Source organism: Clostridium sp. TJA085 (genome assembly GCF_058310235.1).
On record NZ_JBZEEZ010000004.1, the window covers coordinates 163,179 to 187,984 of the forward strand.

General features: G+C 27.0%; 23 protein-coding genes and 1 pseudogene. 6 read left to right on the forward strand and 18 right to left on the reverse strand.

The features are described from left to right. Positions 1 to 60 precede the first annotated feature (60 nt). Entirely contained in the window at positions 61 to 939 is an 879-nt protein-coding gene (sdaAA, locus tag AC4FQW_RS11225) for an L-serine ammonia-lyase, iron-sulfur-dependent, subunit alpha (RefSeq protein WP_303129211.1), read from the reverse strand. Continuing rightward, positions 939 to 1,622, reverse strand: coding sequence for an L-serine ammonia-lyase, iron-sulfur-dependent subunit beta (sdaAB, locus tag AC4FQW_RS11230; RefSeq protein ID WP_303129213.1), 684 nt, complete (start codon positions 1,620 to 1,622; stop codon positions 939 to 941). Before sdaAB ends, sdaAA begins: the two co-directional genes overlap by 1 nt. A gap of 225 nt (positions 1,623 to 1,847) precedes the next feature. On the opposite strand from sdaAB, the gene AC4FQW_RS11235 reads away from it, so the two are divergent. Continuing rightward, positions 1,848 to 2,330: a hypothetical protein gene (locus tag AC4FQW_RS11235; RefSeq protein WP_491149110.1), complete on the forward strand. Its 483-nt coding sequence runs from the start codon at positions 1,848 to 1,850 to the stop codon at positions 2,328 to 2,330. A gap of 49 nt (positions 2,331 to 2,379) precedes the next feature. On the opposite strand, the gene AC4FQW_RS11240 is transcribed toward AC4FQW_RS11235, so the two are convergent. Both AC4FQW_RS11240 and AC4FQW_RS11245 read right to left on the reverse strand, forming a co-directional pair. Next, a complete protein-coding gene (locus tag AC4FQW_RS11240; RefSeq protein ID WP_303129216.1) occupies positions 2,380 to 2,727 on the reverse strand; it encodes a hypothetical protein in 348 nt (115 codons plus the stop codon). A gap of 175 nt (positions 2,728 to 2,902) precedes the next feature. After that, positions 2,903 to 4,561 carry a nucleoside kinase gene (locus AC4FQW_RS11245; protein ID WP_491149112.1) on the reverse strand — a complete coding sequence of 553 codons (1,659 nt, stop codon included), beginning with the start codon at positions 4,559 to 4,561 and terminating at the stop codon, positions 2,903 to 2,905. 131 nt (positions 4,562 to 4,692) lie between these two features. Here AC4FQW_RS11245 and AC4FQW_RS11250 point away from each other — a divergent pair, with 131 nt between their 5' ends. Further along, positions 4,693 to 5,424 carry a DUF421 domain-containing protein gene (locus AC4FQW_RS11250; protein WP_303129220.1) on the forward strand — a complete coding sequence of 244 codons (732 nt, stop codon included), beginning with the start codon at positions 4,693 to 4,695 and terminating at the stop codon, positions 5,422 to 5,424. After that, the gene (locus AC4FQW_RS11255) at positions 5,425 to 5,805 is read left to right on the forward strand and encodes a DUF4363 family protein (protein ID WP_303129222.1); all 381 of its coding nucleotides are present in this window, start codon (positions 5,425 to 5,427) and stop codon (positions 5,803 to 5,805) included. A 38-nt stretch (positions 5,806 to 5,843) separates the two neighbouring features. On the opposite strand, the gene AC4FQW_RS11260 is transcribed toward AC4FQW_RS11255, so the two are convergent. Together AC4FQW_RS11260 and AC4FQW_RS11265 are read right to left on the reverse strand one after the other, a co-directional pair. Continuing rightward, positions 5,844 to 6,158, reverse strand: a complete 315-nt coding sequence (locus AC4FQW_RS11260) for a DUF1540 domain-containing protein (RefSeq protein ID WP_491149114.1) — start codon at positions 6,156 to 6,158, stop codon at positions 5,844 to 5,846. Between the two features lie 128 nt (positions 6,159 to 6,286). Continuing rightward, positions 6,287 to 7,324: a nucleoid-associated protein gene (locus tag AC4FQW_RS11265; RefSeq protein ID WP_491149116.1), complete on the reverse strand. Its 1,038-nt coding sequence runs from the start codon at positions 7,322 to 7,324 to the stop codon at positions 6,287 to 6,289. A gap of 182 nt (positions 7,325 to 7,506) precedes the next feature. Between AC4FQW_RS11265 and AC4FQW_RS11270 the strand changes: the two genes are divergently transcribed. Then, the gene (locus tag AC4FQW_RS11270; RefSeq protein WP_303129227.1) at positions 7,507 to 7,851 is read left to right on the forward strand and encodes a YjcN family protein; all 345 of its coding nucleotides are present in this window, start codon (positions 7,507 to 7,509) and stop codon (positions 7,849 to 7,851) included. A gap of 47 nt (positions 7,852 to 7,898) precedes the next feature. Beyond that, positions 7,899 to 9,569 carry a hypothetical protein gene (locus AC4FQW_RS11275; RefSeq protein WP_491149118.1) on the forward strand — a complete coding sequence of 557 codons (1,671 nt, stop codon included), beginning with the start codon at positions 7,899 to 7,901 and terminating at the stop codon, positions 9,567 to 9,569. A 14-nt stretch (positions 9,570 to 9,583) separates the two neighbouring features. Here the strand turns inward: AC4FQW_RS11275 and AC4FQW_RS11280 are convergent, their stop codons facing one another. Then, on the reverse strand, positions 9,584 to 11,182 hold the full coding sequence (locus AC4FQW_RS11280; protein ID WP_303129230.1) for a Na/Pi cotransporter family protein: 1,599 nt from the start codon (positions 11,180 to 11,182) through the stop codon (positions 9,584 to 9,586). A gap of 227 nt (positions 11,183 to 11,409) precedes the next feature. Between AC4FQW_RS11280 and AC4FQW_RS11285 the strand changes: the two genes are divergently transcribed. Then, positions 11,410 to 11,955 carry a class IV adenylate cyclase gene (locus tag AC4FQW_RS11285; RefSeq protein WP_491149119.1) on the forward strand — a complete coding sequence of 182 codons (546 nt, stop codon included), beginning with the start codon at positions 11,410 to 11,412 and terminating at the stop codon, positions 11,953 to 11,955. A 72-nt stretch (positions 11,956 to 12,027) separates the two neighbouring features. Here the strand turns inward: AC4FQW_RS11285 and AC4FQW_RS11290 are convergent, their stop codons facing one another. From AC4FQW_RS11290 to AC4FQW_RS11340, 11 genes and pseudogenes are all read right to left on the reverse strand, one after another. Beyond that, positions 12,028 to 12,774: an FAD-binding oxidoreductase gene (locus AC4FQW_RS11290; protein WP_303129234.1), complete on the reverse strand. Its 747-nt coding sequence runs from the start codon at positions 12,772 to 12,774 to the stop codon at positions 12,028 to 12,030. A 295-nt stretch (positions 12,775 to 13,069) separates the two neighbouring features. Then, positions 13,070 to 13,483, reverse strand: a complete 414-nt coding sequence (locus tag AC4FQW_RS11295; protein WP_491149121.1) for a hypothetical protein — start codon at positions 13,481 to 13,483, stop codon at positions 13,070 to 13,072. A 403-nt stretch (positions 13,484 to 13,886) separates the two neighbouring features. Then, positions 13,887 to 14,900, reverse strand: coding sequence for a 3-deoxy-7-phosphoheptulonate synthase (gene aroF / locus AC4FQW_RS11300; RefSeq protein WP_303129238.1), 1,014 nt, complete (start codon positions 14,898 to 14,900; stop codon positions 13,887 to 13,889). Positions 14,901 to 14,978: 78 nt separating this feature from the next. Further along, positions 14,979 to 15,485, reverse strand: coding sequence for a shikimate kinase (locus tag AC4FQW_RS11305; protein ID WP_491149123.1), 507 nt, complete (start codon positions 15,483 to 15,485; stop codon positions 14,979 to 14,981). Between the two features lie 9 nt (positions 15,486 to 15,494). Then, entirely contained in the window at positions 15,495 to 16,571 is a 1,077-nt protein-coding gene (gene aroE / locus AC4FQW_RS11310) for a shikimate dehydrogenase (RefSeq protein WP_491149124.1), read from the reverse strand. Between the two features lie 2 nt (positions 16,572 to 16,573). Beyond that, entirely contained in the window at positions 16,574 to 17,653 is a 1,080-nt protein-coding gene (gene aroC / locus AC4FQW_RS11315) for a chorismate synthase (protein WP_491149126.1), read from the reverse strand. Further along, positions 17,650 to 18,924: a 3-phosphoshikimate 1-carboxyvinyltransferase gene (gene aroA / locus AC4FQW_RS11320; protein ID WP_491149128.1), complete on the reverse strand. Its 1,275-nt coding sequence runs from the start codon at positions 18,922 to 18,924 to the stop codon at positions 17,650 to 17,652. The genes aroC and aroA overlap by 4 nt, the downstream gene beginning before the upstream one ends. Positions 18,925 to 18,940: 16 nt before the next feature. Next, positions 18,941 to 19,993, reverse strand: coding sequence for a 3-dehydroquinate synthase (gene aroB, locus AC4FQW_RS11325; RefSeq protein ID WP_491149130.1), 1,053 nt, complete (start codon positions 19,991 to 19,993; stop codon positions 18,941 to 18,943). A gap of 241 nt (positions 19,994 to 20,234) precedes the next feature. After that, positions 20,235 to 21,665 carry a cardiolipin synthase gene (gene cls, locus AC4FQW_RS11330; RefSeq protein ID WP_491149132.1) on the reverse strand — a complete coding sequence of 477 codons (1,431 nt, stop codon included), beginning with the start codon at positions 21,663 to 21,665 and terminating at the stop codon, positions 20,235 to 20,237. Positions 21,666 to 21,843: 178 nt separating this feature from the next. Further along, positions 21,844 to 24,417, reverse strand: a complete 2,574-nt coding sequence (locus AC4FQW_RS11335; protein ID WP_491149134.1) for a DNRLRE domain-containing protein — start codon at positions 24,415 to 24,417, stop codon at positions 21,844 to 21,846. 275 nt (positions 24,418 to 24,692) lie between these two features. Then, positions 24,693 to 24,806: pseudogene (locus tag AC4FQW_RS11340) on the reverse strand (NADH peroxidase); the annotation flags it as partial.

The following is a 24,806-nucleotide window of genomic DNA, read 5'->3' on the forward strand; positions in this document are numbered from 1 at the left end:
CCTTAAATAGTACTTTCAGTTATTATAGTATTCTAAATAACCATTCTTATTACTATATATTTATTCTTCTCCAAAAACTTTTTTTCTAAGCTCAATTCCTGTCTTTGTTATTGCAACTCCCCCCATTGCAGTTTCTCTTAATGATGGTGGTAATTGTCTTCCTACTTTATACATAGCTGAAACTGTATCATCAAATGGAATTTTTGATTCTACTCCAGCCATAACTAAATCTGCTGTACAAAGTGCACTAACAGCTCCTGCTGCATTTCTTTTAGCGCAAGGAATTTCAACAAGACCTGCAACTGGGTCACACACAAGTCCTAATATATTTTTAAGAACTATTGCAGCAGCATCTAAACTTTGCTTTGTGCTTCCTCCCATCATATATACAGTAGCTGCTGATGCCATTGCAGCTGCTGAACCACATTCTGCTTGACAACCTCCTTCTGCTCCTGATACTGTTGCATTCATTGCTATAATAGTTCCTATAGCTGCTGATGCAAAAAGCCCCATAATAAGTTCATCTTCTGTTTTATTTAACTTACCACCAGCTGCTAATATAACTGCCGGAAGTATTCCACATGAACCAGCTGTAGGACAAGCAACTATTCTTCCCATTGATGCATTAACCTCTGATGATGATAATGCCATTGCCATTGCAAGTACTGTTGTTGTACCAGTTAATGTTTTATTTGATTTTAAATATTCATGTATTTTATATCCATCTCCTCCAATAAGTCCACTTACTGAATAAACTTCCTTTTCCATTCCTTCTGTAGCAGAATCAATCATAACTTTTATAGTTTTTCTCATTCTTTCTATAACAGTTTCTCTTGAATCGCCTGACTTTTCCATCTCCATCTCAATAGCATATTCTGCTAAAGAAATATTTCGTTCCTCACATATTTGTAAAAGTTCTTCTCCACTTCTTGCTTGCATTATTCTTCACCTTCCTTAACAGGATTTATCATTATTACTCTGCTTATATGTTCTATATTCTTTATTTTATTTATTGTTTCATCATCAATTCCATGATCTAATTCAAAAACCATATTTGCTCCTTGTCCCTTTTGCTTTCTAAACACACTCATAAATGCAATATTTATTCCTTTATCATAAAGAAGTGTAGTTACTTTAGATACAACTCCTGGGACATCTTTTTGAGCTATTATAAGTGTTGGATAATCTCCAGTAAACTCAACTTTATTTCCATTTACTTCACTTATTTTTATTCCACCACCACCAATTGATGAACCAATAACTTCTCTTCTTTCTCCTGATTTAGTTATCATATCAAATTTAACTGTATTTGGATGCACATCTCCTAAATCAACTTCTTCAAAAGAAAAATCTAATCCCTTTTCTCTTGCAATATTTAAAGAATCTCTAAGTCTTTTATCACTTGGCTCCATTCCAAGTATTCCTGCAACTAACGCTCTATCAGTTCCATGTCCTTTATATGTTTTGGCAAATGATCCATGAAGATAAAATATTACCTTTATAACTTCGTCTCCTGCTACCGCTCTTGCAACTTTTCCAAGTCTTGCAGCACCTGCTGTATGAGAACTTGAAGGACCAATCATTATTGGACCTAAAATATCAAAAACACCTACATTGTTCATATTTATCACCTTATCCTATGAATAAATTTTATAAACTAAAATATTTTTTATTATTTAATGAAATACTATTATTTAGTTATAGTTTAATCCATTATTATAACTTTTATCAATACTATTAAATACAGTCATTAAATTTTATTTTAAAAGCTGTTAATTTATTGTTCATACAATGATGTTATATTTAACTTACTGTTAATGCAATTTAAAATTAAGGGGTGAATTCTTATGGATTTATTTGTAATTATAGAATTAGCTTTTATAATTATCTATTCATTTGCTATTTTAAAGAATTATTTTAAAAGAAATGCACTAAAAAAAGAAGGACCTTTTGTAGTCCTTAAAAATTATAATTTATCATCAATTATATATATAATTATACTTGCTGTAATAGCTTGTATTTATATGATGTGTGTTGATCAAAGTTCAATGATTGAGAAGGTATTATCATTTATAATAATATTACTTTTAATATTAAATATATTTATAAATTCTAAATTATTACTTACACATGGTTCACTTTATTATATGTATTATAATGTTCCTTATAAAGCAATAAACTTAGTTAAATATAAGGAAAAATCAAAAGAAAGTTACTTAATTAAATTAGAGTTTGAAAAAACAGTTTTTAATTTTTCTATGAAAAAAGCATCTTTTGACGATTTTTATGAAGTATTAAAATATAAAAAAGTAAAAGTAGAAAAAGCATAACAGATTTAAAGGAGATTATATAAAAATATATAATCTCCTTTTTATTTAACTATTTTTTTAATTTTAATCCACTATTTTTATTATTTCCAGGATTAAATAAACTTTCAAAGAAATTATCAAATCCATCATCTTTTAATTCCACTACTGAATCATCATTTACATAAAATTTACTCATTGTTGATGTTATTAAATCAAATTTCTGTATATTATTTTCTTCTAATAATACATTATAAAGATAAGCTAAATGATTTTGAAGATACTCTTGCATTTCTTTTATTTCCTCATCAGTTAACTTTCCTTCCTCATAAAGTTTTTTTACTGGTCCATTTCTAAATATAAAATATGCTGATGACTTTGATATTGTTTTTATGTAATCTTTAACTTCTTTAGTTTCCATTCCTTACACCTCATTTATTTTTTCTATAATAATTTAACTACATTTGTACTAAATTAACAAGTTTCTCTCTATCTTCAATTTATTATTTTTTAATATTTATAGCACTACTACCTTTTTTAATTATATTACTATATAAAAATTCTAAAATAAAAAGAGGCTTAAAGCCCCTTTCATTTTAATATTTATAAAAACAACTACCTCCAATAAATTCACGTAGTATTGAATTTTCTGGAACTTTATCTATTGCTACTTCTTTAAAGAAATTTAATAATGATATAAGCCTTTGGGCCTCATTATATACACTACTTTCTTTTGTTATTTTTTTTAGTTCATTTAAAGCATATGGTTTTAAAACTGAAAGCTCATAAACAAGTGTTGAATTAAACATATCATCGGCTTCTTCTTGATATATAAAAATATTTTTCTTTTCTCCATTTTTTATTGAAGGCCACATCATTAATGTTTCTTCTCCACCATATCCTCTTGATAAAAAGTCTCTAACTATTCTTCTTATTTTTCTTACATCAGTTGTTGGTATTCTATTATGATTATCTAAATTTAATTGAGTTAAAGCAGAAATATATACTTTATGCTTATATTCATTTCCTATTGATTGAGTTAATACAGGATTCAAAGCATGTATACCTTCCAAAACAAGTATTCCATTTTGAGGTAACTTAACTTTATGTCCACACCACTCTCTCTTTCCTTTTTTAAAGTTATATGTTGGTATTTCTACTTCCTCACCATTTAACAACCTTTCTAAGTGCTCATTTAAAGTTTTAAGATCTACTGAATATATTGATTCAAAATCATAATCTCCATTTTCATCTCTTGGACTATCTTCTCTATTTACAAAATAATCATCTATACTAAGAGGAACTGGCATAAATCCATTTACTCTTAGCTGTATACTAAGTCTATTTGCGAAAGTAGTCTTACCAGAAGATGATGGTCCTGCAATTAATACCATTTTAACCCCGCTTTTATCTGATATTCTATCTGCTATTTCTGCTATCTTTTTTTCATGAAGTGCTTCAGAAACTAATATTAAATCTTTAAGACCATTATACAGTATCTTTTCGTTTAAGCTTCCAACTTCCCCAACATCTAATATTGATAACCATTTTTCTGTTTCATAAAATATATTAGATAGTCTTTTTTGTTCCTTATATGGTGGTAAACTATTTAAATTATCCTCAGTAGGTCTTCTCAATATAAAGCCTGGCTCATAAAACATTAAATCCCAAGCTTTTATTACTCCAGTTGAATATGCCATTTCTCCATAAAAATAGTCATATCTTCCTTCTAATTCATATAAATTTACATTTTCAAAATCTACACTTTCTAAAAGTTTAACTTTATCATCCATTTTATAATTTTTAAATATATCTATCGCTTTTTTTCTTGATACTTTTATTTTATTTATAGGTATATCCTTTTCTATAATATTCTTCATATTTTCTTTTATTTTTATAATGTCATCGTAACATAAAGCTTTTTCTTTATGAATTTCTCCAAAAATGCCTTTGCTTATTGAATGCTCTATTGTTATTTTTGAATCTTTAAATAAATCTAATGCTGCTTTTATAAAAATAAATTGTAATGTTCTTGTGTACACATTCATTCCTTCTACAGTATTAAAATAAACTTTTTCTAATTTTCCACTAGAAGGTATTTCCTTCATTAGTTCATAATACTCACCATTAAATTTACATAATGCTATATCTTTTTCTTCATCTTTATAATATTTATCTATAAAATCTTTAAACCTCAATCCCTCATCTACTGATACAGAACTTTTATCTTCTAATGTTATATATAATTTTGTCATATATACTCCTCCTGTAGCTATACCTAGTTTTAATATAATTATATTACTTTTTATTCCCTGATAAAACTTATTATATTTATATTTTGAATAAAACACTTAAATTTACAAATATTATTTATGAGGTGTTATTTATGTTTAATATTTTTTTTAGAACAACTATTTTATATATAATAGTTGTAATAACAATGAGACTTATGGGAAAGCGTCAAATTGGCGAACTTCAGCCTTATGAGTTTGTAATAACTATAATGATTTCAGATTTAGCTTCTATACCTATGCAAGATGCTAGGCTTCCTCTTATATTAGGTATAGTGCCGATAATAACTTTATTGCTTTTAAAGGGATTATTATCCCAAATACAATTAAAATGTCAATTTGCAAGAAGATTAATAGAGGGTGAACCTGCTATACTTATTTATAAAAGTAAAATAATGTATTCTGCTCTTAAAAGTCAACAAATTAATATAGATGAACTTATGGAGGAAATTCGTTTACTTGGTTATTTTGATTTGGAAGAAATACAATATGCAATATTAGAAACAAATGGTCACATATCAATATTACCTAATACCGTTAGTGGTACTTCTAATTCCCAAACTTCTCAAACTCAAAATCAATCTAAAGGTAATAAGGAAAATAGTAAATCTAATCAAACAAGTCCTAAACTTCCTAAAATATTAATCTCAGATGGTAAGATTAATAAAAATCCTTTAACTAAGGTCAATAAGGATGATGAATGGATAAAAAAAGAATTAAAAAAATATGGACTACACGATATTAAAAAAATTTTAATTGCGCTTTATGATACAGAAGGAAACTTTAAATATCAATTGTTTGATAAATACACAAAAGGAGGAAATTAAATGAAAAATATAATAGTATCTTTAATATTATTTTTAACAGTTACTACTTTCATTGTTTTCTCTGACTCAAAAATTCAAACACTTTGTTCAGATATAATTTCTAGAAGTAATAAATTAGAAGAAACAATAGATAACAATGATTTTGAAACTGCTTATAATTATAGTGTAGAATTACTCGATTTATTAAAATCAAATGCTTTTATCTACACAATATACCTTAATCATCTAGATATAGATTCTATAATTGATGAATCAGTTAAACTTACTGTTCTTGTAAAATCAAAAGATCTTAGTAATTCTCTCGTGAGTCTTCATTTGATTAAATATAATGCTGAAAGATTAATGAAATTACAAAATATAACTATAGAAAATATATTATAAAAAAATCTTCTACCAATTTAATTGGTAGAAGACTTTTTTTATTTTTGAGTAAATGATGAACATTGTGTAGTATTTCCATAAGTTGATACACCTGAAGATATATCAACATAATTTGATACACATCTTTGATTTTCATTATGTATGCAATTAGATACATTACAACTAATTGCCATATTAGGATTTGGTGATTGTTCAATTGAGCTAGTCATTTCATTGCCTTTTTCATCAAAGCTCTCACATGCTGTATGTGCAGCAATATTTGCATGAACTCCACCAACTTTTATTGATTGATTACAACAAAAGTTTTCTTTATTATGAGCACATTCATTAACTCCACATCTTAATGTAGCCATTATAAAACCACTCCTTTGTTTTATTTACTACATTATTATTTGCAAGTAAGATAATTTTAATCCCTATTTAATAAAAATTATATTTTCTAAATTTTATTTTAATTATTTAAATATAATAATAAACTTTCTTATTTTTCTATATAATTTTTAACCCTTTTTATTACCATATTTATACTTCCATCACCATTTCTTACTATTTCAAACTTATCTTGATCATTATAAACTTCTTCATCTATATAAAGATCTATTTCTTTATCAATTTTAAGCCTTACCCTTTTTAACTTTTTCTCAACCCAAGTTTTATCTACTTCTACATTTTCAATTCCTTGCGATTTAACAAAACTTGAAAATTCATTTTTCATTGTACTTTCATTGTTAAATAGTTCATCCGAAAGATTATCAATATTTATAATTTCTTCCTCTTTAAGTTTATTTTTTACTGTTGATCTAATTCTTTCTGCTCTATCTGCATCTTCTTGAAATTTTTCTCTTGTCCAAGTTTCTGTAGCTTTTAAAAATGTTTTTGTCATATCTCTTTCATTAGTTATTATAGAGCATCCTAAAAAATTATTTATAAAATAATTTGCGCCATATTCATCTTCGTTTTTACTTTTCTTTTGCTTATCAAGCACCATAAGATTATATTTGTCATCTTCCCTTATAGGCTTTATAAAAGCTGCCTTTTGAATCTTTTGAGAACTTCCTGGAAGTCCTGCTGCTTGAGGTACTATTCCAATTCCTATTTTATTATCTATAAAATCTACTTTATGTGTAAAATTCTTTATATAATCCATTTTTAATATTGCAATCATAGGTCCCTTATCTGTTACTACAGATGCTATAATTAAATCACAAGAAGGTATATTAGTATTTCCATTCATTATTGCAAACATCTGTCTTGCAAGTTCTTTTGAAAGGCTTATTAAATCATTATCTATCCCATTTAAAAAATCTTGTGTTACTTCTTTTACAATGCTTCTTCCTTCATTAAATTTAGCATACTTTAATTCCTCATCTTTAAAACACTTTTCTATATGTTTAAATATAAATTTATATATATCTTCATTTAAATCCAATGAATATTCATTTAATATAGGTTCTCCCCCATTACTCTCTAAAATATGTATAACAGCTTCATTTATATTAATATCGTTTATATACTCCATAAAATAAAAATCCTCCAAACAAAATTTCAATAACATTTTATATTTTAACATAAAAATTTTGAAATTTATTCTTTTAAATTAGTTCTTATAAAAGTCAAAAAAAATAAATATTCTATATTTTTATAGAAATTTTTGTAAATTTTGTTATAATATAAATATATTTATTAAATAAGGGGTATTTTATGGGAAAGTTTTCTAAAGAGTTTAATCCGTCAAGAATCAAATTAAAAAAAATATTATTAAGTTTAATTGGTGTGTTTGCATTACTACTTATAGTATTTCATACAACTCCCGAATTATCTATTAGATCTAAATTATTTTTAACTGGCTATCCTATTGAAGCTATTAAATATAATTTTGAAATTAATGAATTTCAAACTAATTTAGATGCTGAAATTTTAGAAAAGGAAAATTCAAAAATTTATAAGATTACAAACTTTAAACCTAATGATAAAAGTGATTTTTTTAATTTTAAAGTTAAAAAATCGGGAATTCTTTACTTTTCCTCTACTTATGGTGAAGCATAAATTTTTTAAATTTTATTAACACTTTTAGGAGGGACTAACTAATCAATATGAAAAAAACAACTATAATAACATATATATTTATTGTTATTGCTTTTGTAATTGTGTTGTTTGTAAAATATGATTCTAATAAATTTAATTCAATATTTTTTACTAATAATAATTCAAATTACTATTTTACACTTTCAACATCAAATGGAAATACTAATGATATAAATGAAAAAAACTATTTAATTCTTACAACTTATAATAAAAATAATACTAACAAAAAGGAAATTTTTAATTTAAAAGACTTAAATAAAGATAATAATAAATCTATTTATATTACAACTGCTAAAAGTAATAATAACTTTATTTTTATACATGACTTAATATCTGAAGAAATCATATCTATCAATATAAATAACAAAAAAACTCAATTACTATTAAGTGGAGTAGAAAATTCTAATAATCTTTTTACTATAAAAGATTTTGAAGTAACTGATAATAAACTTATATATTCAGGTATTAACAAAGAAGGTTCTTTTATAAATATACTTGACTTAAATACTAATAAATCAACTAATATTTTTAAATCTAATATTCGTGCTGAAATACCTGTTACTATTGATTTAAATAAAGCCGCATTTCTTTTTGAAAACAAAATTTATTTATATTCTATAGATAACAATAAAATATTAAATACAACAGCTCCTTTATATAAAGATAATTTATTACTTTATAAAAATACAATATACACAATAAAAAATACTGATGAAAATCTTAAAACTTTTGTATCTTTACCATTAGATTTTAATAATAATTTATCCATAGAAAAACCTATTTTAAAATATGTAAATAAAACATCTGCTATTTATAGGTCTAATGATAATATAGTGATTGAAAATTACTTTTTCAATACAAAATCACAAAAATTATATACAACAATTTTAAATAATAAATCACAACCTTATAATACAACTATAATTGGTGATTATATTATTTCTAAAAAAGGTAAATTTAAAAAATTAGAATATGACAAAAATTACAAAGAATATAATTTAGACTTTGATATTAATTATGCTCCAAATACTTTAGATATTGATGAAAATAGAACAATAAAAGTTTCTTATGATGGTGCTGTTGTTGTACTAAAAAAAGGAACTAATGAAATAATAGATAGTTTTAATGGATTTATGCCTGAAACCCCATCTTTATTACTTAGAGACTTTTACTACAAAGATAATCATCTATATGGTATAGTTGAGCAAAAAAATTCACCACCACAAATTATATCTTTAAATATTAAAACTGGAAACTTAAGAGTTATTAAGCAAATACTTAAAAATATGGATAATATACTTCAATTTTACATCTTCAATGATACTATTGGTTACTTAAGTTATTCTGATAATAATTATATAGCTAGTATTTATAATAATTCAGAACATAAATATTATAATTATAAGTTAAATTGCTCTGATACTATAAATGAAATGTTGTTTAACGATAAATATATCGTTTACCAAAGTTATAATAATTTAAGTATTATTAATACTTCTACTGGAGAAAGTAAAAATTTTAAAACAGAAGTTAATTATAATCTTTATAATATAACCTCTGATTCTATTATAATGAAATCAAATAATAAATTTATTATTATGGACTTTAATTTTAATAAAATAAAAACATTTTCAAATAGTAATAAATTAAATAATCATTTAAACAAAAATAAGGACTAAATAGTCCTTATTTTTTAAATACTTTCTGCAATATTAGCTGCATGATCTCCTATTCTTTCTAAATTACTTATAACATCTAAGAATATTACACTTGCATATGCAGTTGTTTTACCATTATTAAGTCTTCTAATATGACTAATTCTAAGTTCTTTTTCCATAGCATCAATTGCATCTTCTAATTTATCTATTTTACAAACTTTTTTAACGTCTTTTTCGCCGTAAGTCCTTATTGCCATTTCCATTGATTCTAATGTAGTATTAAACATAACTTTTAAATCATGTTTATCTTCATCATTGTAAGTAACTTTTTCATATATTTTTTCTCTTGCTAAGTCTGCTATATTTTTAGCATGATCTCCAATTCTTTCTATATCATTTATTACATTAAATGCTGATGTAACTTCATTAGATAAATCATCTGATAATTCTTGTTGAGAAATTTTAACTAAATAATCAGCAATTTCTCTCTCTAATGTATTTATTAATACTTCATTTTTAATAACTTGATCTATGTATGATTCATTGTCTTCAGAAAAAGCTTTCATGGCAAGTTCAAAGTTTTCCATAGCTTTATTAGCCATTCTTATAGTTTCTTTTTCTGCTTGAACTGCAGCAATAACTGGAGTTTCAAGTAACTTTTCATCTAAATATAATGCTCCATTTCTTTCTATCTCCCCGTCACCTGGTAATATTTTATTTGCAATAAATACTAATACATTTGCAAATGGTAATAAAACAAGAGTAACTATAATATTGAATATTGTATGAGCATTAGCTATTTGTCTTGTTATATCAGTTCCACTTATAGCCTGAACTGTTTCTATTAATATTCCTATAAAAGGTAAGAAAATTAATGTACCTATACTATTAAATAAAAGATGTATTATAGCTGCCTTTTTAGCAGTTCTATTAGCACCAACAGATGAAAGTAGAGCTGTTACACATGTCCCTATGTTACATCCTAAAATTATTGGTATAGCAACATAAAGATCTATTGCTCCAGTTGTTGCAAGTGCTATAAGTATACCAGTTGTTGCTGATGAACTTTGAACTATAGCAGTCATAACAACACCAGTTAATAATCCTAATATTCTATTATTTCCAACTAAAAATACGAATTCTTTAAACATATTTGATTCTGCAATTGGTTTCATAGCATCTGACATTAATCCCATTCCTAAGAATAATAACCCAAATCCTAAAAGTATACTTGCAACATCTCTATGCTTTTTACTTTTTGCTATAAATGTTATAAAGACACCTATACCAATTACTAATGGTGCTATGCTTTCTAAATCAAGTGAAACCATTTGAGCTGTTATTGTTGTCCCAACATTAGCTCCCATTATTACACCAGTTGCTTGAATTAAATTCATTATACCTGCATTTACAAAACTAACTACCATAACAGTTGTTGCACTAGAACTTTGAATTATGGCAGTAACTAATGCTCCTATTAGAACACCTATAAACCTATTACTAGTGACTTTTTCAACTATTCCCTTTAGTCTATCCCCTGCAGCGTTTTCAAGACCATCTCCCATTAATTTCATTCCAAAAAGAAATAAACCTAATCCACCTATAAGTCCTGAGAATATTCCTAATATCTCCAAAATAAATTCCTCCAAATCTTTGTTTTTATAAAAATTTGTTTTATACAAATCAATTCTATCTATTATTTAAAATAAAGTTAATACTCATTACTATTTATTTATCATTTATTCACAAATATCAGTGTTTTCTAACCTAGTTTTAACATAACTTAAATAAATTATTATATTTAATATAATTTAATATGTATCTGATATAATATTATAAATAAATTTAGGAGGAATCTTTTATGGCAAAAGAATTAGAAACTAGAATTGTAAATATAAATGTAGACCATATGAGAAGTAAACTTAAAGACTTAAATGCTAAACTTGTAAAGTCTGAGGATCAAATTAATGATATTTATGATTTTGAAGATGGAAGATTACTTAAAAATAAAGGTTATGCAAGAATAAGAACTATAAATGACAAACTAAATAATAAAGAAATTATATTTATGACAACAAAAAAAATGTTATCTCAAGGAAAATTTAAAGAAATGGAAGAAAATGAAGTTATAGTTGATAATAAAATTATGGCAGAAGGAATATTTAAAGCCCTTGGTCTTAAACTTCATCAATCTATAAAAAAATATAGAGAAAGTTATAAGCTTTTAGATGGATTAGTTGAAATAGACATAAATGATAAAGATTTTTGTCCATTTCCTTACATAGAAATAGAGACATCATCAGAAGAATCTCTAGATAATATGCTTAAACTACTTGGATATTCAATGAAAGATACTACTTCAAAAACTATATATGAATTAATTGATGAGTATAATAAAAATAAATAAAAAATGGCTGGGCAAAGTCTATCACTAAGTCCAGCCATAATTTCTTATACTTAATATATTATATTCATACAATTATAAATTTGCTAAATCCTTTGAAGGACCAAACATTTCATAATGTATAGAATCATCTTTGACTCCCATTCCTTTTAATGTATCATATATGTGCTTCATAAATCCTAGCGGTCCACAAAAATAAAAATCTCCATCTTTAGGCAAGTTTTCTTCTATCCATTCCTTTGTTATAAATCCAACTTCATCATAATCTTCACCTAATATATCAGAATCTAATGGTGTTTGATAAAATACACCTGTTTTCATATTTTTATTATTTTTCTTTAATTCTTTAATTTCACCCTTAAATGTATGAGCAGTTGAATTTAAAACAGCTTGTACAAATGTTACATCTCTCTTATCCTCCAAAGATTTATATAACATTGACATCATTGGTGTAACTCCAATACCACCACTTAATAAAACTACTGGTCTATTATCTTCTTTTAGGATGAAATCGCCAAGTGGTTCAGTTATGAATATTGTATCTCCAATATTGACTTTGTCATGCATATATCTTGATACTAATCCATGTTCTTCTCTTTTTATGCTTATTCTATAAAAATTTGAACCAGGCTTCATTGACAAACTATATTGTCTTATTTCTTCTTTATCTTTTCCCTCTTTAATAGGGCTTATTGATATAAATTGACCTGGCATATTTTTCTTTAACTCACCTTTATCAACCGGTCTCATATAAAACGAAGTAACTACATCATTTTCTTTTACTTTATTAAATATTTCAACCTCTCTCATATTGTTAATCATAATAAATTCTCCTCCTTAAGTTATAACCTTTATCCATTAAATATATTATATACCATTTTAAATTATTATTAAATAATAATTATTAAATAACATTAAAGAAATTTTATTTATTCTTTTTAAGTAAGTATTTTTTAATATTTTTATCTATACTTGCTATTAATATCATAAATAATAATTATATTATTAATGTATTTTCTATAACAGATTTTTGGTCTAATATAAGAATAATTATAAGACCTGACCATAACAAAAATTTTATTATTTTTAATTTTTTAAGCTTATCCATCTTATCCCCCTAAATAATACTTAATTTATCTGATTTTTTATTTAGTTTTTTTATTATAATTGAATAAGACATAAGGGCAATTAAAATCATATTAAGTGAGAATCCGTAAATATTCATATTCATTATTTCTTTTGTTGGTGAATTTATTGAAGTCATAAGCCATCCCATAGCCATTACTATAGTTATTATTATGTTTATTAATAAATACTTTGAAAATACTAAGGGTATAATAGCTATAATAGCAAGTACTATTACAATTTTAAAGAAATATAAAAACTCACTAATAGGAATAGAGATTCCCTCTATTGAAAATGTAAAAGTTGTTAACCAAAGCATAGTTGAAAAATAACTATAAATTAAAAACAAAATATTAGAAATAATTATTAATGTAAATTTCCCAATCTTCTTATAATCAATACCCATTTACTCCCCCTCCTTATAAAACATAATAACAAATTTCGCTCTATATTAATACATATTTTTGTATTTTTTATATATAATTACATAAAATAAAATAGAGAAACTTAAAGTTTCTCTATTTTACTCTACCTTATAAGTTCCCAATCAATTTCTTCTTTCTTTAAATTTCTTTTTCTATTTGTATGTTCCTTAACTACTTCTCTTTTCTTTTCCTTTTCTTCACCCTTTGCTTTAATCATAAAAACCTCCTATTTAAATTTATTTATTTTACATTTAAATACTATATATTTTATAAATTTAATTTACTTAAATTTAGTTTTACCTAGTAACAAAAAAATATTTAATAAAAATCTATTATATTTTGAAGCAAAAAAACAGAGAGAATAAACTCTCTCTACTTTATCAATTAAATTATTTTTCCTTCAAACTCTGCAATTCTTTTAATTTTTTTCATAAGATTATCAAAGTTTTCAGGTTTTATTGATTGTTGTCCATCACTTAAAGCATTTTTTGGATCATTATGTACTTCTATCATAAGCCCATCGGCTCCCGCCATTATAGCCGCCTTTGCAAGAGGTTCTACTAAATACCAGTATCCTGCTGCATGACTTGGATCAACTATTACTGGTAAATGACTTAATCTTTTTATAACTGGTATAGCGCTTAAATCTAATGTATTTCTTGTTGCTGTTTCAAAGGTTCTAATTCCTCTTTCGCAAAGAATTACATTTTCATTTCCACCTGCCATTATATATTCTGCTGACATAAGCCATTCCTCTATTGTTGCTGATAATCCTCTCTTTAAAAGTACTGGTGTTCTTGTTTTACCAACTTGCTTTAAAAGATCAAAGTTTTGCATATTTCTAGCACCAATTTGAATTACATCTACATTTTCAACAAATTCATCTAAGTAATCAGTTGACATAAGTTCTGTAACTATTGGTAAACCAGTTACTTCTTTAGCCTTTTTTAAAAGTTTAAGTCCATCAAGTTCTAAACCTTGAAAACTATATGGGGAAGTTCTTGGTTTAAATGCTCCACCTCTTAAAAAATTTGCTCCTGAATTTTTAACACTTTTTGCAATTTCAATAATTTGTTCTTCACTTTCTACAGAGCAAGGCCCAGCCATAATTCCAAGATTTCCTCCACCTATTTTATTACCTAAAACATCTACTATTGTATCATCTGGTTTAAATATTCTATTTGCTTTTTTAAAAGGTTCTTCAATTTTAATTACTTTATCTACACCATCAAATCTTAATAATTTCTTTTCATCTAATATTGCAGTTTCCCCCATTGCTCCAACTATAGTATAATTATCTCCTATTGATAAATATGTACTAAGACCTAATTTTTCTACACATTCTCTAACTTTTTTTATATCATCATCTGTTGCATTTTTATTCATTGCAATAATCATATGTACTTCCCTCCAAAACTTATTATAAGCTATAATTAACCCCTAAATTCTGTTATTTATCACATATATAATAAACATTTATTTAATTTTTCCCTTTAAACTACGTTTTATTGAATTAATAACATCTCTTATAAAGCCTTCATTTAAAATTTCAATATCACAAGAATTTTTATATTTGTGAAATCTTTCATTATATAATTTATAAAGTTTTTCTTTTCCATCTTTTAATAACGGTCTTTTCGATATATCAATATCTCCAATTATTTTTTCATTTGGTCTATTTATAAATATAATAATTCCTGACTTTAGTATATCAATATTAATATCTTTTTTTATTACGCCCCCACCCGATGCTATAACACATCTTTTCTTCTTTATAAGTTCCGTGCAAGCTTTAGTTTCGGCTTCTCTAAATCTTTCTTCTGAATGACTAAATAATTCTTTAATAGATTTACCTTCCATTTTTTCAATATAATCGTCCATGTCATAAAAGTTATACGAAAGCTCTTTCGCTAAAATTTTACCTATTGTAGTTTTGCCACAGCCTGGCATTCCAATAAGAATTATTTTATCTTTCTTTTCCATAACTTCGCCTCAATTCAAAAGTTTTAAAAGTTTATTATATATCTCTAATGCAATTTGTTTATCAATACTTTTCTCTTGCCATATTTCTTCTGCTTTTATAGCTTGTAATACAAGCATCATAAGTCCATCACAAGTTACTTTGCCTTTTTCCATACCAATTTCTAAAAACTTTGTTTTAAGTGGATTATATATTAGATCAATTAATACATCAAATTTTTCAATTACCTCAAAAGAAACAGGAAAATTATTAATATTTGGATACATCCCAACAGGAGTTGTATTTATAAGTGCATATCCTTCTATATCATTTATTTCATCATAAGTTAAAACTTTTATATTTTTAATATCCTTATATAGTTGTTTTTTATTTCTGCTTACTATAATTATTTCTTTAGCACCATTATCTAATAAATAGGTAACTACTGCCTTGCTAGCACCACCAGTTCCTAGAACCATAACTTTTTTATTAAAAACATTAATGTCTTTATATTCTAACATATATTTAAATCCATAATAATCAGTATTATAACCTAAAAGTTTATTATTTTTATTAAATATTGTATTAACTGCACCAATTTTTTTAGCTTCTTCTGAAACAAAGTCTAAATCTTTAATAACTGTTTCTTTATATGGTATTGTTACATTAACTCCTTTAATATCTAATTTCTTTAATGTTTCTTTTATATTTTTTATTTCATCTTTTGGTATTTCAATTAAATTATACTCTCCTTCAATATTAATCTTATTAAATATAAATTTATGAATTTCAGGAGAAAATGAATGAGAAAGTTTTTCCCCAATTAATCCATAACTTTCTCTATTTAACTTTCTTTTTTGGAGTGATTTAGATATTTCCATAATTTCAATAAAGAATTTCTTCAATTCTTCTTTATAATCTTTATTTTTTAATCTATGTATATTTTTATTAATTACATCTTCTTCTCTTCCCTTATGAAATATTTCTAAGTTATTTTTCTTTTTATATTCTGCAACTTTAAGGACAACATCCATTCTTTCTTCAAATAATCTTGTAATTTCTTTATCTATATTATCAATCTCTTTTCTGAAATCTTCTAAATCCATCATTACTATCGTCCTTTCAAAAGTTCTAAAATCCCTATAGCTGCTATACTTTCAATAACAGGTAAGGCTCTTTGTACTATACAAGGGTCATGTCTTCCTTCTATATTTAATTCTTCTTCTATTTTTTCTTCTATATTTATAGTATGTTGTGGCTTTAATATAGAAGCAGTAGGTTTTATTGCAACTTTAAATACTATTGGCATACCATTTGTTATTCCACCTAATATTCCACCATTATTATTAGTTTTAGTCTTTACTTTATTTTCTTCATAGTAAAATTCGTCATTAGCTTTTGAACCCATAAGCTTTGTAATATTAAAACCTTCTCCAAATTCAACACCTTTAACAGCTGGTACTGAAAATAAAAGATGTGCTAAAACTGATTCTACTGAATCAAAAAATGGATCACCTATTCCCGGATTTACATTTACTATTGCACATTCAATAACTCCTCCAACAGAATCTCCTGCTCTTTTTGCATTTAATATTTTTTCTCTTATCTTTTCTTCTAATGATTTATTTATTAAAGGTAATTCTTCTTTTGGAAGACTATTTATTAATTCATCACTTATATTTGTATAATCAAAACTATCATCTTCTATATTATAAATACTCTTTATGTGAGATACAATTTTTATTCCTTTTTCTTCTAATATTTGCTTACATATTGCACCAGCAAAAACAATTGGTGCTGTTATTCTTCCTGAAAAATGTCCTCCACCTCTATAATCATTAAATCCATTATATTTAACAAAGCCTGTATAATCTGCATGACCAGGTCTCATTAAATTTTTAAGCTTACTATAATCTTTAGATCTTTTATCACTATTTTTTATTATTCCGCAAAGAGGTGTACCTGTAGTTTTTTCATTAAATATTCCACTTAATATTTCTACCTTGTCTCTTTCTTTTCTAGCTGTTGATAAGTTATTTTTTCCTGGAGCTCTTCTTTCCATTTCAAAATTAATTTTATCTAAATCTATATTAAAACCAGAAGGAAGTCCATCTATAGTTATACCAATAGCATTTCCATGAGATTCTCCAAATATAGATAACTTTATATTATTTCCAAAAACTCCGCTCATTCAACTTTTCCTCCTAGCCTTTTAAAATCTTCAAAAAATCTTGGATAAGACTTTGATACACATTCAAAATCCTTAAGTATTATACTTTCTTTACATCTAGTTGCAGCAATGGAAAGCATCATAGCAATTCTATGGTCTTTATGACTCCAAACCTCAACATTTCCATTAAAGTTTTCTATTCCATATATAATTAATGAATCTTCTTTTTCAACTATTTTAGCTCCAAGCTTTGAAAGTTCTAAATTTATTGCATGAAGTCTATCACACTCTTTTATTCTAAGTCTTCTTGCATTTATTATTTCTGTTTTCCCATTAGATAAGGCTGCTACTACTGATAATATAGGTATAATATCAGGACAACCTGATGCATCAATAATTGTACCAAAAGTTTCATTTGAATAACCAATTATCTTATCTAACTTTATTTCAAATTTAACTCCCATTCTTTCTAATATATCTATAACCTCTTTATCACCTTGGAGAGAATTAATATTTAATCCATCACATAAAACCTTATTTCCTATTGCATCAGCACATAAAAAGAATGCTCCTTGCGAATAATCCCCTTCAACTTTATATTCTCTTCCTTTATATTTTTGATTTCCTTTTATAAAAAACTCTTTATAATTTTTATTTTCTATAATAATTCCAAAATCATTAAGTGCTTTTAATGTTAAATCTATATATCCTTTTGATTCTAAATTTCCTTCTATAATAATTTTTGAATCTCCATTTAATAAAGGTAGTGTAAACATAAGTCCTGTTATAAATTGTGAACTTACATCACCTCTTACATTAAAATCTCCACATTTTAATTTTCCAGAAAACACAAAATCAAGTTCATTTTCTTTATATGTATAATTAATATTATTATTTTCAAATATATTATAATAAATATTCAATGGTCTTTTTCCTAAATTTCCTCTGCCTATAAATCTATTAGTTCCATTTACTAATGTAGCAATTGGAATTAAAAATCTTAAAGTTGAACCTGATTCATTACAATCTATTATTCTATCTTCTTTAAAGGATTTATTATTTAAGTTTATTCCTTTTATTCTTAATGAGTTTTGTAAAATTTCTATTTGAGCTCCAAGAGCCCTCATTCCATTTATTGTTGCTATTATATCATCTGATAAATCTATATTTTTAATTAAGCTTTCCTCACTACTTAAAGATGCACAAATTACCGCTCTATGGGCCATACTTTTTGAAGGAGGAATTAAAAGTTCACCGCTTAACTTATTATTTCCAATTTTAATACTAGCCATAAAATAGTTCTCCCTTCTATTTAAAGAAATCTATTGTTGTATTATAAACTTCTGCATTTCCTATCTCTTTCATAATTACAACCTTTAAAACACTTCCCATATTCTTTTTATCTAGTGATATAGTTTCTATTATTTCATCTTTATCACCTAAATCTATATTAAATGGAAGACCATGTCTTACTAATATTTCTTTAACATTTTCAGAATAATTATTTAAAACTAAACCTTTTTTTTCTGAAAGCTTTGTAATTAAATACATACCAATTCCAACAGCCTCTCCATGAGTAAACTCTTTAAATCCATATTTTTTCTCTATTGCATGACCTAAAGTATGACCAAAATTTAAAATCATTCTTTCTCCTAAATCTTTTTCATCTCTTTCTACTATTTCTCTTTTAATATTACAGCAAGTATAAATTATATGTTCTATATTCTCCATAACTTCTTCTCTGCCATTTAAACTATTTAAAAGTTTATAAAGCTCAAAGTCTTTTATGAATCCATACTTTATAACTTCTCCCATTCCATCCTTAAAAAACTTTTCTTCTAATGTATTTAAAACATATGGATCAATTAAAACAAGTTTCGGTTGATAAAAACTTCCAACTAAGTTTTTTCCTCTTTCTAAATCAACTCCAACCTTTCCTCCAACACTACTATCAACTTGTGAAAGTAAACTTGTTGGAATTTGTACAAAAGGTACACCCCTTAAAAATGTTGATGCAATAAATCCACCAAGATCTCCAACAACACCTCCACCTAAAGTTATTATTAAATCTTTTCTAGTTAACCTAAAGTCTAATAATTTATTATATATAGGTAAAAGAGAGTTGAATGACTTACTTTCTTCTCCTGGAATAATTACATATTTTGATGTTTCAAACTCATATTCTTCTAATGACTTTTCTACTATATTACCATAATACTTATCTACATTTTTATCAGTTAAAATAAACACTTTATTACAATTAAATAATTCTTTTATTTTTTTTCCTACATTTTTTATTAATCCTTTTTCTATTTCTATGTTATAAGAGTTATCTCCTAAATTAACTAAAAGTTTTTTCATAAAGCACCTCTTTTAATTTTCATGAATTTTTTAATAAATAGCTTAATTTTATTTATTAATCATAGTAAATTACTATTAATTCTTATAATAGTTTACCATAAACATAATATTTTATGGACTATTACATCTTATAAAATAAAAAAGAGCCCTTAAGCTCATTTTTTATTTTATATAATACTAACTAATTATGTTGTTAAATTTATAATAAAAATAATATCAAAAAAATTTTAAAATAACTATTTTAAAGTATCGGAGCTAGCAATCTTACTATAGATTCCATAATTCTTCTACCTCTTGACCTATTTACAAATTTCTCAAGTTTTATTTCCGTAGAATCTTTTAAATCCATCATAAAGTCATTTTCACATTCTTTTGCTTTATTTTCATCAAAAATAAATGCATTAACTTCAAAATTAAGATAAAAACTTCTCATATCCATATTTGCAGTTCCTATACTAGAAACAGCTGTATCTACAACTAAAGTTTTTGAATGAATAAAACCCTTTTGATAATAATAAACCCTTGCCCCTGCTTTTAAAAGCTCACCTATATAAGAATCAGCTGCCCATTTCATAAACATATGGTCTGGTTTCCCTGGTATTAAAATTCTAACATCTACTCCAGATAATGCTGATAATCTTATAGATTCAAACATTGGCTCATCTGGAACAAAATAAGGTGATGTTATATATACACTTTCTTTTGCATTATTTATCATCTTTATATATGCATTTTTAATATATTCTTCATTATGGTCTGGACCGCTTGTTACTATTTGAACTCCCACATCTCCACCTGTATATTCATGCTTTGGCATAAATGTACTAAAATCTTCTATATTTTCTTCTGATGCATAACACCAATCTAATAAAAATCTTTCATTTAAATCATTAACTGCTTTTCCTTTTATTCTTACGTGAGTGTCTCTCCAGTATCCAATTTTTTTGTCACGGCTTACATATTCATCTCCAACATTAAAACCACCTACATATCCATACTCTCCATCAATTACAACGATTTTTCTGTGATTTCTATAATTTATACGTGTATTAATATGTGGAAGAATTCCTGGAAAAAATATAGCAAATTTTCCTCCAAGCTCTAAAAATATTTTTAATTTTCTTTTAGTTATAGTGTAAGATCCCATACTATCTACTAATAGCCTTACTTCTACACCATGAGCTAACCTTTCTTCTAGAGCTTTTATTATTTTTGCACCTAATACATCTTTTCTAAATATATAATATTGAATATGAATATATTTTTTGGCATTCTTTATATCTTCTAATAATTTTTCAAATTTTACTTCACCGTCTATAAATATATCTACTTCATTTCCAATAGTATATCTTGCACCATTGTTATTGTAGTTCATTCTTCTTAAATCTAAAAATCTTTTTCCACCATCATGTCCGCTTTCATCATTTAATATTTCATTTAATTGCTTTTTCTTATTTACATCCTTTACTATCTTTTCTCTAAATAATTTTTGCCTACTAAAATTTTGTCCTAATAGTATGTAAATTACAAATCCTAAACCAGGTAATAATATAAATATTAAAAGCCAAGCCCATGTTGTTGTTGGATCTTTTCTTTCTATAAAAATTAAAGAAAAAGCTAAAATAATATTTAATGTTATTAATGAAATTGCTACTACCACAAATATACTCATATATTTACACCTCCTATTTAATTTTTCTTTATTTTTAGTATATTATATTATCTTTAAAATTTGTATTCAATTATTACACTTTTCATTTTATTAATATAAAATTAATTATAATTATACTGTTTAATTTAAATTATATTAAAATAAGGTATAAGAATAAATCTTATACCTTATCTAATAATTATATTATTTTTACTATATTTATACGTGTTAAGAAATAATTTAAAGGAAGTTTACTTCCATTTACTAATTTCAGAAAAGCTTTATTATCACAATCGCAAACATTAATTATTGCACTACTTGATATATTAATAAGCATACCTTTTTTAATTATTTCACTAGCTGCTATACCAACTGACTTTCCATTCAAAATTAATCTTACCTCAGCAATTGAGCAAACTTCTCCTGAAACAGATGTTGAAAAGTTCACTAAATAACTTCCATTCTCTAAGCATATATTGCTTGCTCCTTCAACATGTTGTATTGATGTTCCTGATATAATTATATTTTCAAAAAGCTTTATTTCATCGTGCCCTTGAACTAATTGACACTTATCACTAGAAATATATGCATATTCATCAGTTACTGGAGTTCCTGGATCTCCTTTTGGGCCTCTTGGTCCTTCTTTACCTTCTGGCCCCTGTGGTCCTCTTAATCCTATTGGGCCTTTTTCTCCTTCTGGACCTCTTTCTCCTTGAGCTCCTTTTGCTCCCTCTGGTCCCCTTGGTCCTTCTGGTCCCTGTGGTCCTACTGGGCCTTGCTCTCCTTGATCTCCCTTTGGCCCTTCTGGTCCCCTTGGTCCTTCTGGCCCTATTGGTCCCCTTGGTCCTTCCTTACCTTCTGGGCCCTGCTCTCCTCTAGGTCCCATAACTCCTATTGGACCTACTGGTCCTTCTTCTCCTCTATCTCCTTTATCTCCTTTTAATCCTTGTGGTCCTCTTGGTCCTATCGGTCCCATTGGTCCTTCTTCTCCTCTATCTCCCTTAGCTCCTTTTGGCCCCTCTGGTCCCCTTGGTCCTTCCTTACCTTCTGGGCCTTCTGGTCCTTCCGGGCCTATTGGTCCTTCTTCTCCTCTTGGTCCTGCTAATCCCATTGGTCCTATTGGCCCTATGTCTCCTTTTTCTCCTTTTTCTCCCTGTGGTCCTCTTGGTCCTTCTGGGCCAACTGGGCCAACTGGGCCAACATCTCCTTTTGGTCCTTCTGGTCCAATTTTACCTCTTGGTCCTTCTGATCCTTTTGCTCCTTCTGGACCTTGCTCCCCTTGATCTCCTTTTGGTCCTCTTTCACCTTGAATACCTTGCGGTCCTCTTGGTCCTTCTGGACCTCTTAATCCCTGTTCTCCTGGATCTCCTTTTTCTCCTTTTTCTCCTCTTAGTCCTCTTGCTCCTACTGGTCCTTGAATTCCCTGTGGTCCTTCTGGCCCTTCTGGACCTTGTTCCCCTTTTTCTCCTTTAGGCCCTTGTATTCCTTCTGGCCCTCTAGCTCCTTGCTCTCCTTTATCACCTTTATCTCCTTTTGGTCCCATTGGTCCTACTGGTCCTCTTGGTCCCCTTTCACCTTTTAATCCTTGAATACCTTGTGGTCCTTCTGGGCCCTCTTCTCCTTGTTCTCCTTGTGGCCCCTCTGGTCCTTCTATTCCTTGAGGTCCTTGTGGCCCTTCTATACCCATTGGTCCTTCTGGTCCTTCTGGTCCTCTTGGCCCCTCTGGTCCTATTTTTCCAATAGGTCCTTGAATCCCCTGAGGTCCCTCAGGTCCTTCCTCTCCTTTTTCTCCTTCTGGTCCTTGCTCTCCCATTGGTCCTTCTGGTCCTCTTAATCCTTCTGGTCCTTGTTCTCCTCTTGGTCCTTCTGGTCCTCTTGGTCCCTCACTACCATCTGGACCTATCGGACCTTCTTCTCCTCTTGGACCTTCTGGACCTTCTGGTCCCTCTTTACCAACTGGCCCTTCTGGTCCTTCTGGTCCTTCTTCTCCTTGGTCTCCCTTTTCTCCTTTAGGTCCTTCTGGTCCTCTTGGCCCCTCTGGTCCAATTAATCCAATTTCACCAGTATATCCTCTTGGACCTTGCGCACCTTCCGGTCCTTCTTTACCAACGGGCCCTATTGGTCCTTCTTCTCCCCTTGGACCTTCTGGTCCTCTTGGACCCTCTGATCCCATTTCGCCTTTTGGTCCTCTTGGCCCTTCTTCTCCTCTCGGACCTTCTGGCCCTCTTGGTCCTTCTATACCATCACAACAACAATTTTCCTTATATAAAATACTTAAAATAGGTCCATTAATACCCCTAGATGAATCAAGTATAATCTCACCATTATAATTATCTGATGATTTTATCGTTATACTTATATTTTCTAAGTCAAGTTCAGAAAATTCTTCAAAAAGTTCAGTTATATCTATACTTATATAATTTCCTTGTGACTTTCCTGATATGAATAAATTTTTCTTAAATAAATTGCCTTTAGGAGCTGTAGCATAATCGACACATTCAAAATCATAATCTTCTAAATTATATAATATATCAATATACATTCCATTACAGCTAATCTTTCTCACAAAAAGTTTAAGCTCTACTTTACATATATCTGAACAAGGTATATTTTCTTTAATATTAAACTTTATAAGTGAATTAATTAAATTTTCATCACACTCAAAGTTTTCTCTTTTCAATACTACTAATACATTTTCATTTGAAAAATTTTTATTAGGATAACTTGATGAAACAAAAGTATCATCAAATATCTTTATATTTTGGACTTTCAAAAAACCACCGCCTTTAAGTAATCATTACATTATATTCCTATTAAATTACTTTGTTATTAAAAATAACTATTTTTAAAAATCCAATTATACTTTCTAAAAATGACGGCTTTATCCTGTAGTATTCATAATTATTTTAATTATAAACATATAAAATTTAAAACATTAAATGATATATTATTAAACAATTATATTATTAAAATATTTTAATATAAAGAAAAAAGCCTTTAGTAAAACTAAAGACTTTTTCGACAATAATTTAAAGTGTTATATATTAATTATGAGAAATATCTATCTAATACTCCTTTGAATGCTTGACCATGTCTTGCTTCATCTTTACACATTTCGTGTACTGTGTCATGGATTGCATCTAGGTTTAATTGTTTAGCTAA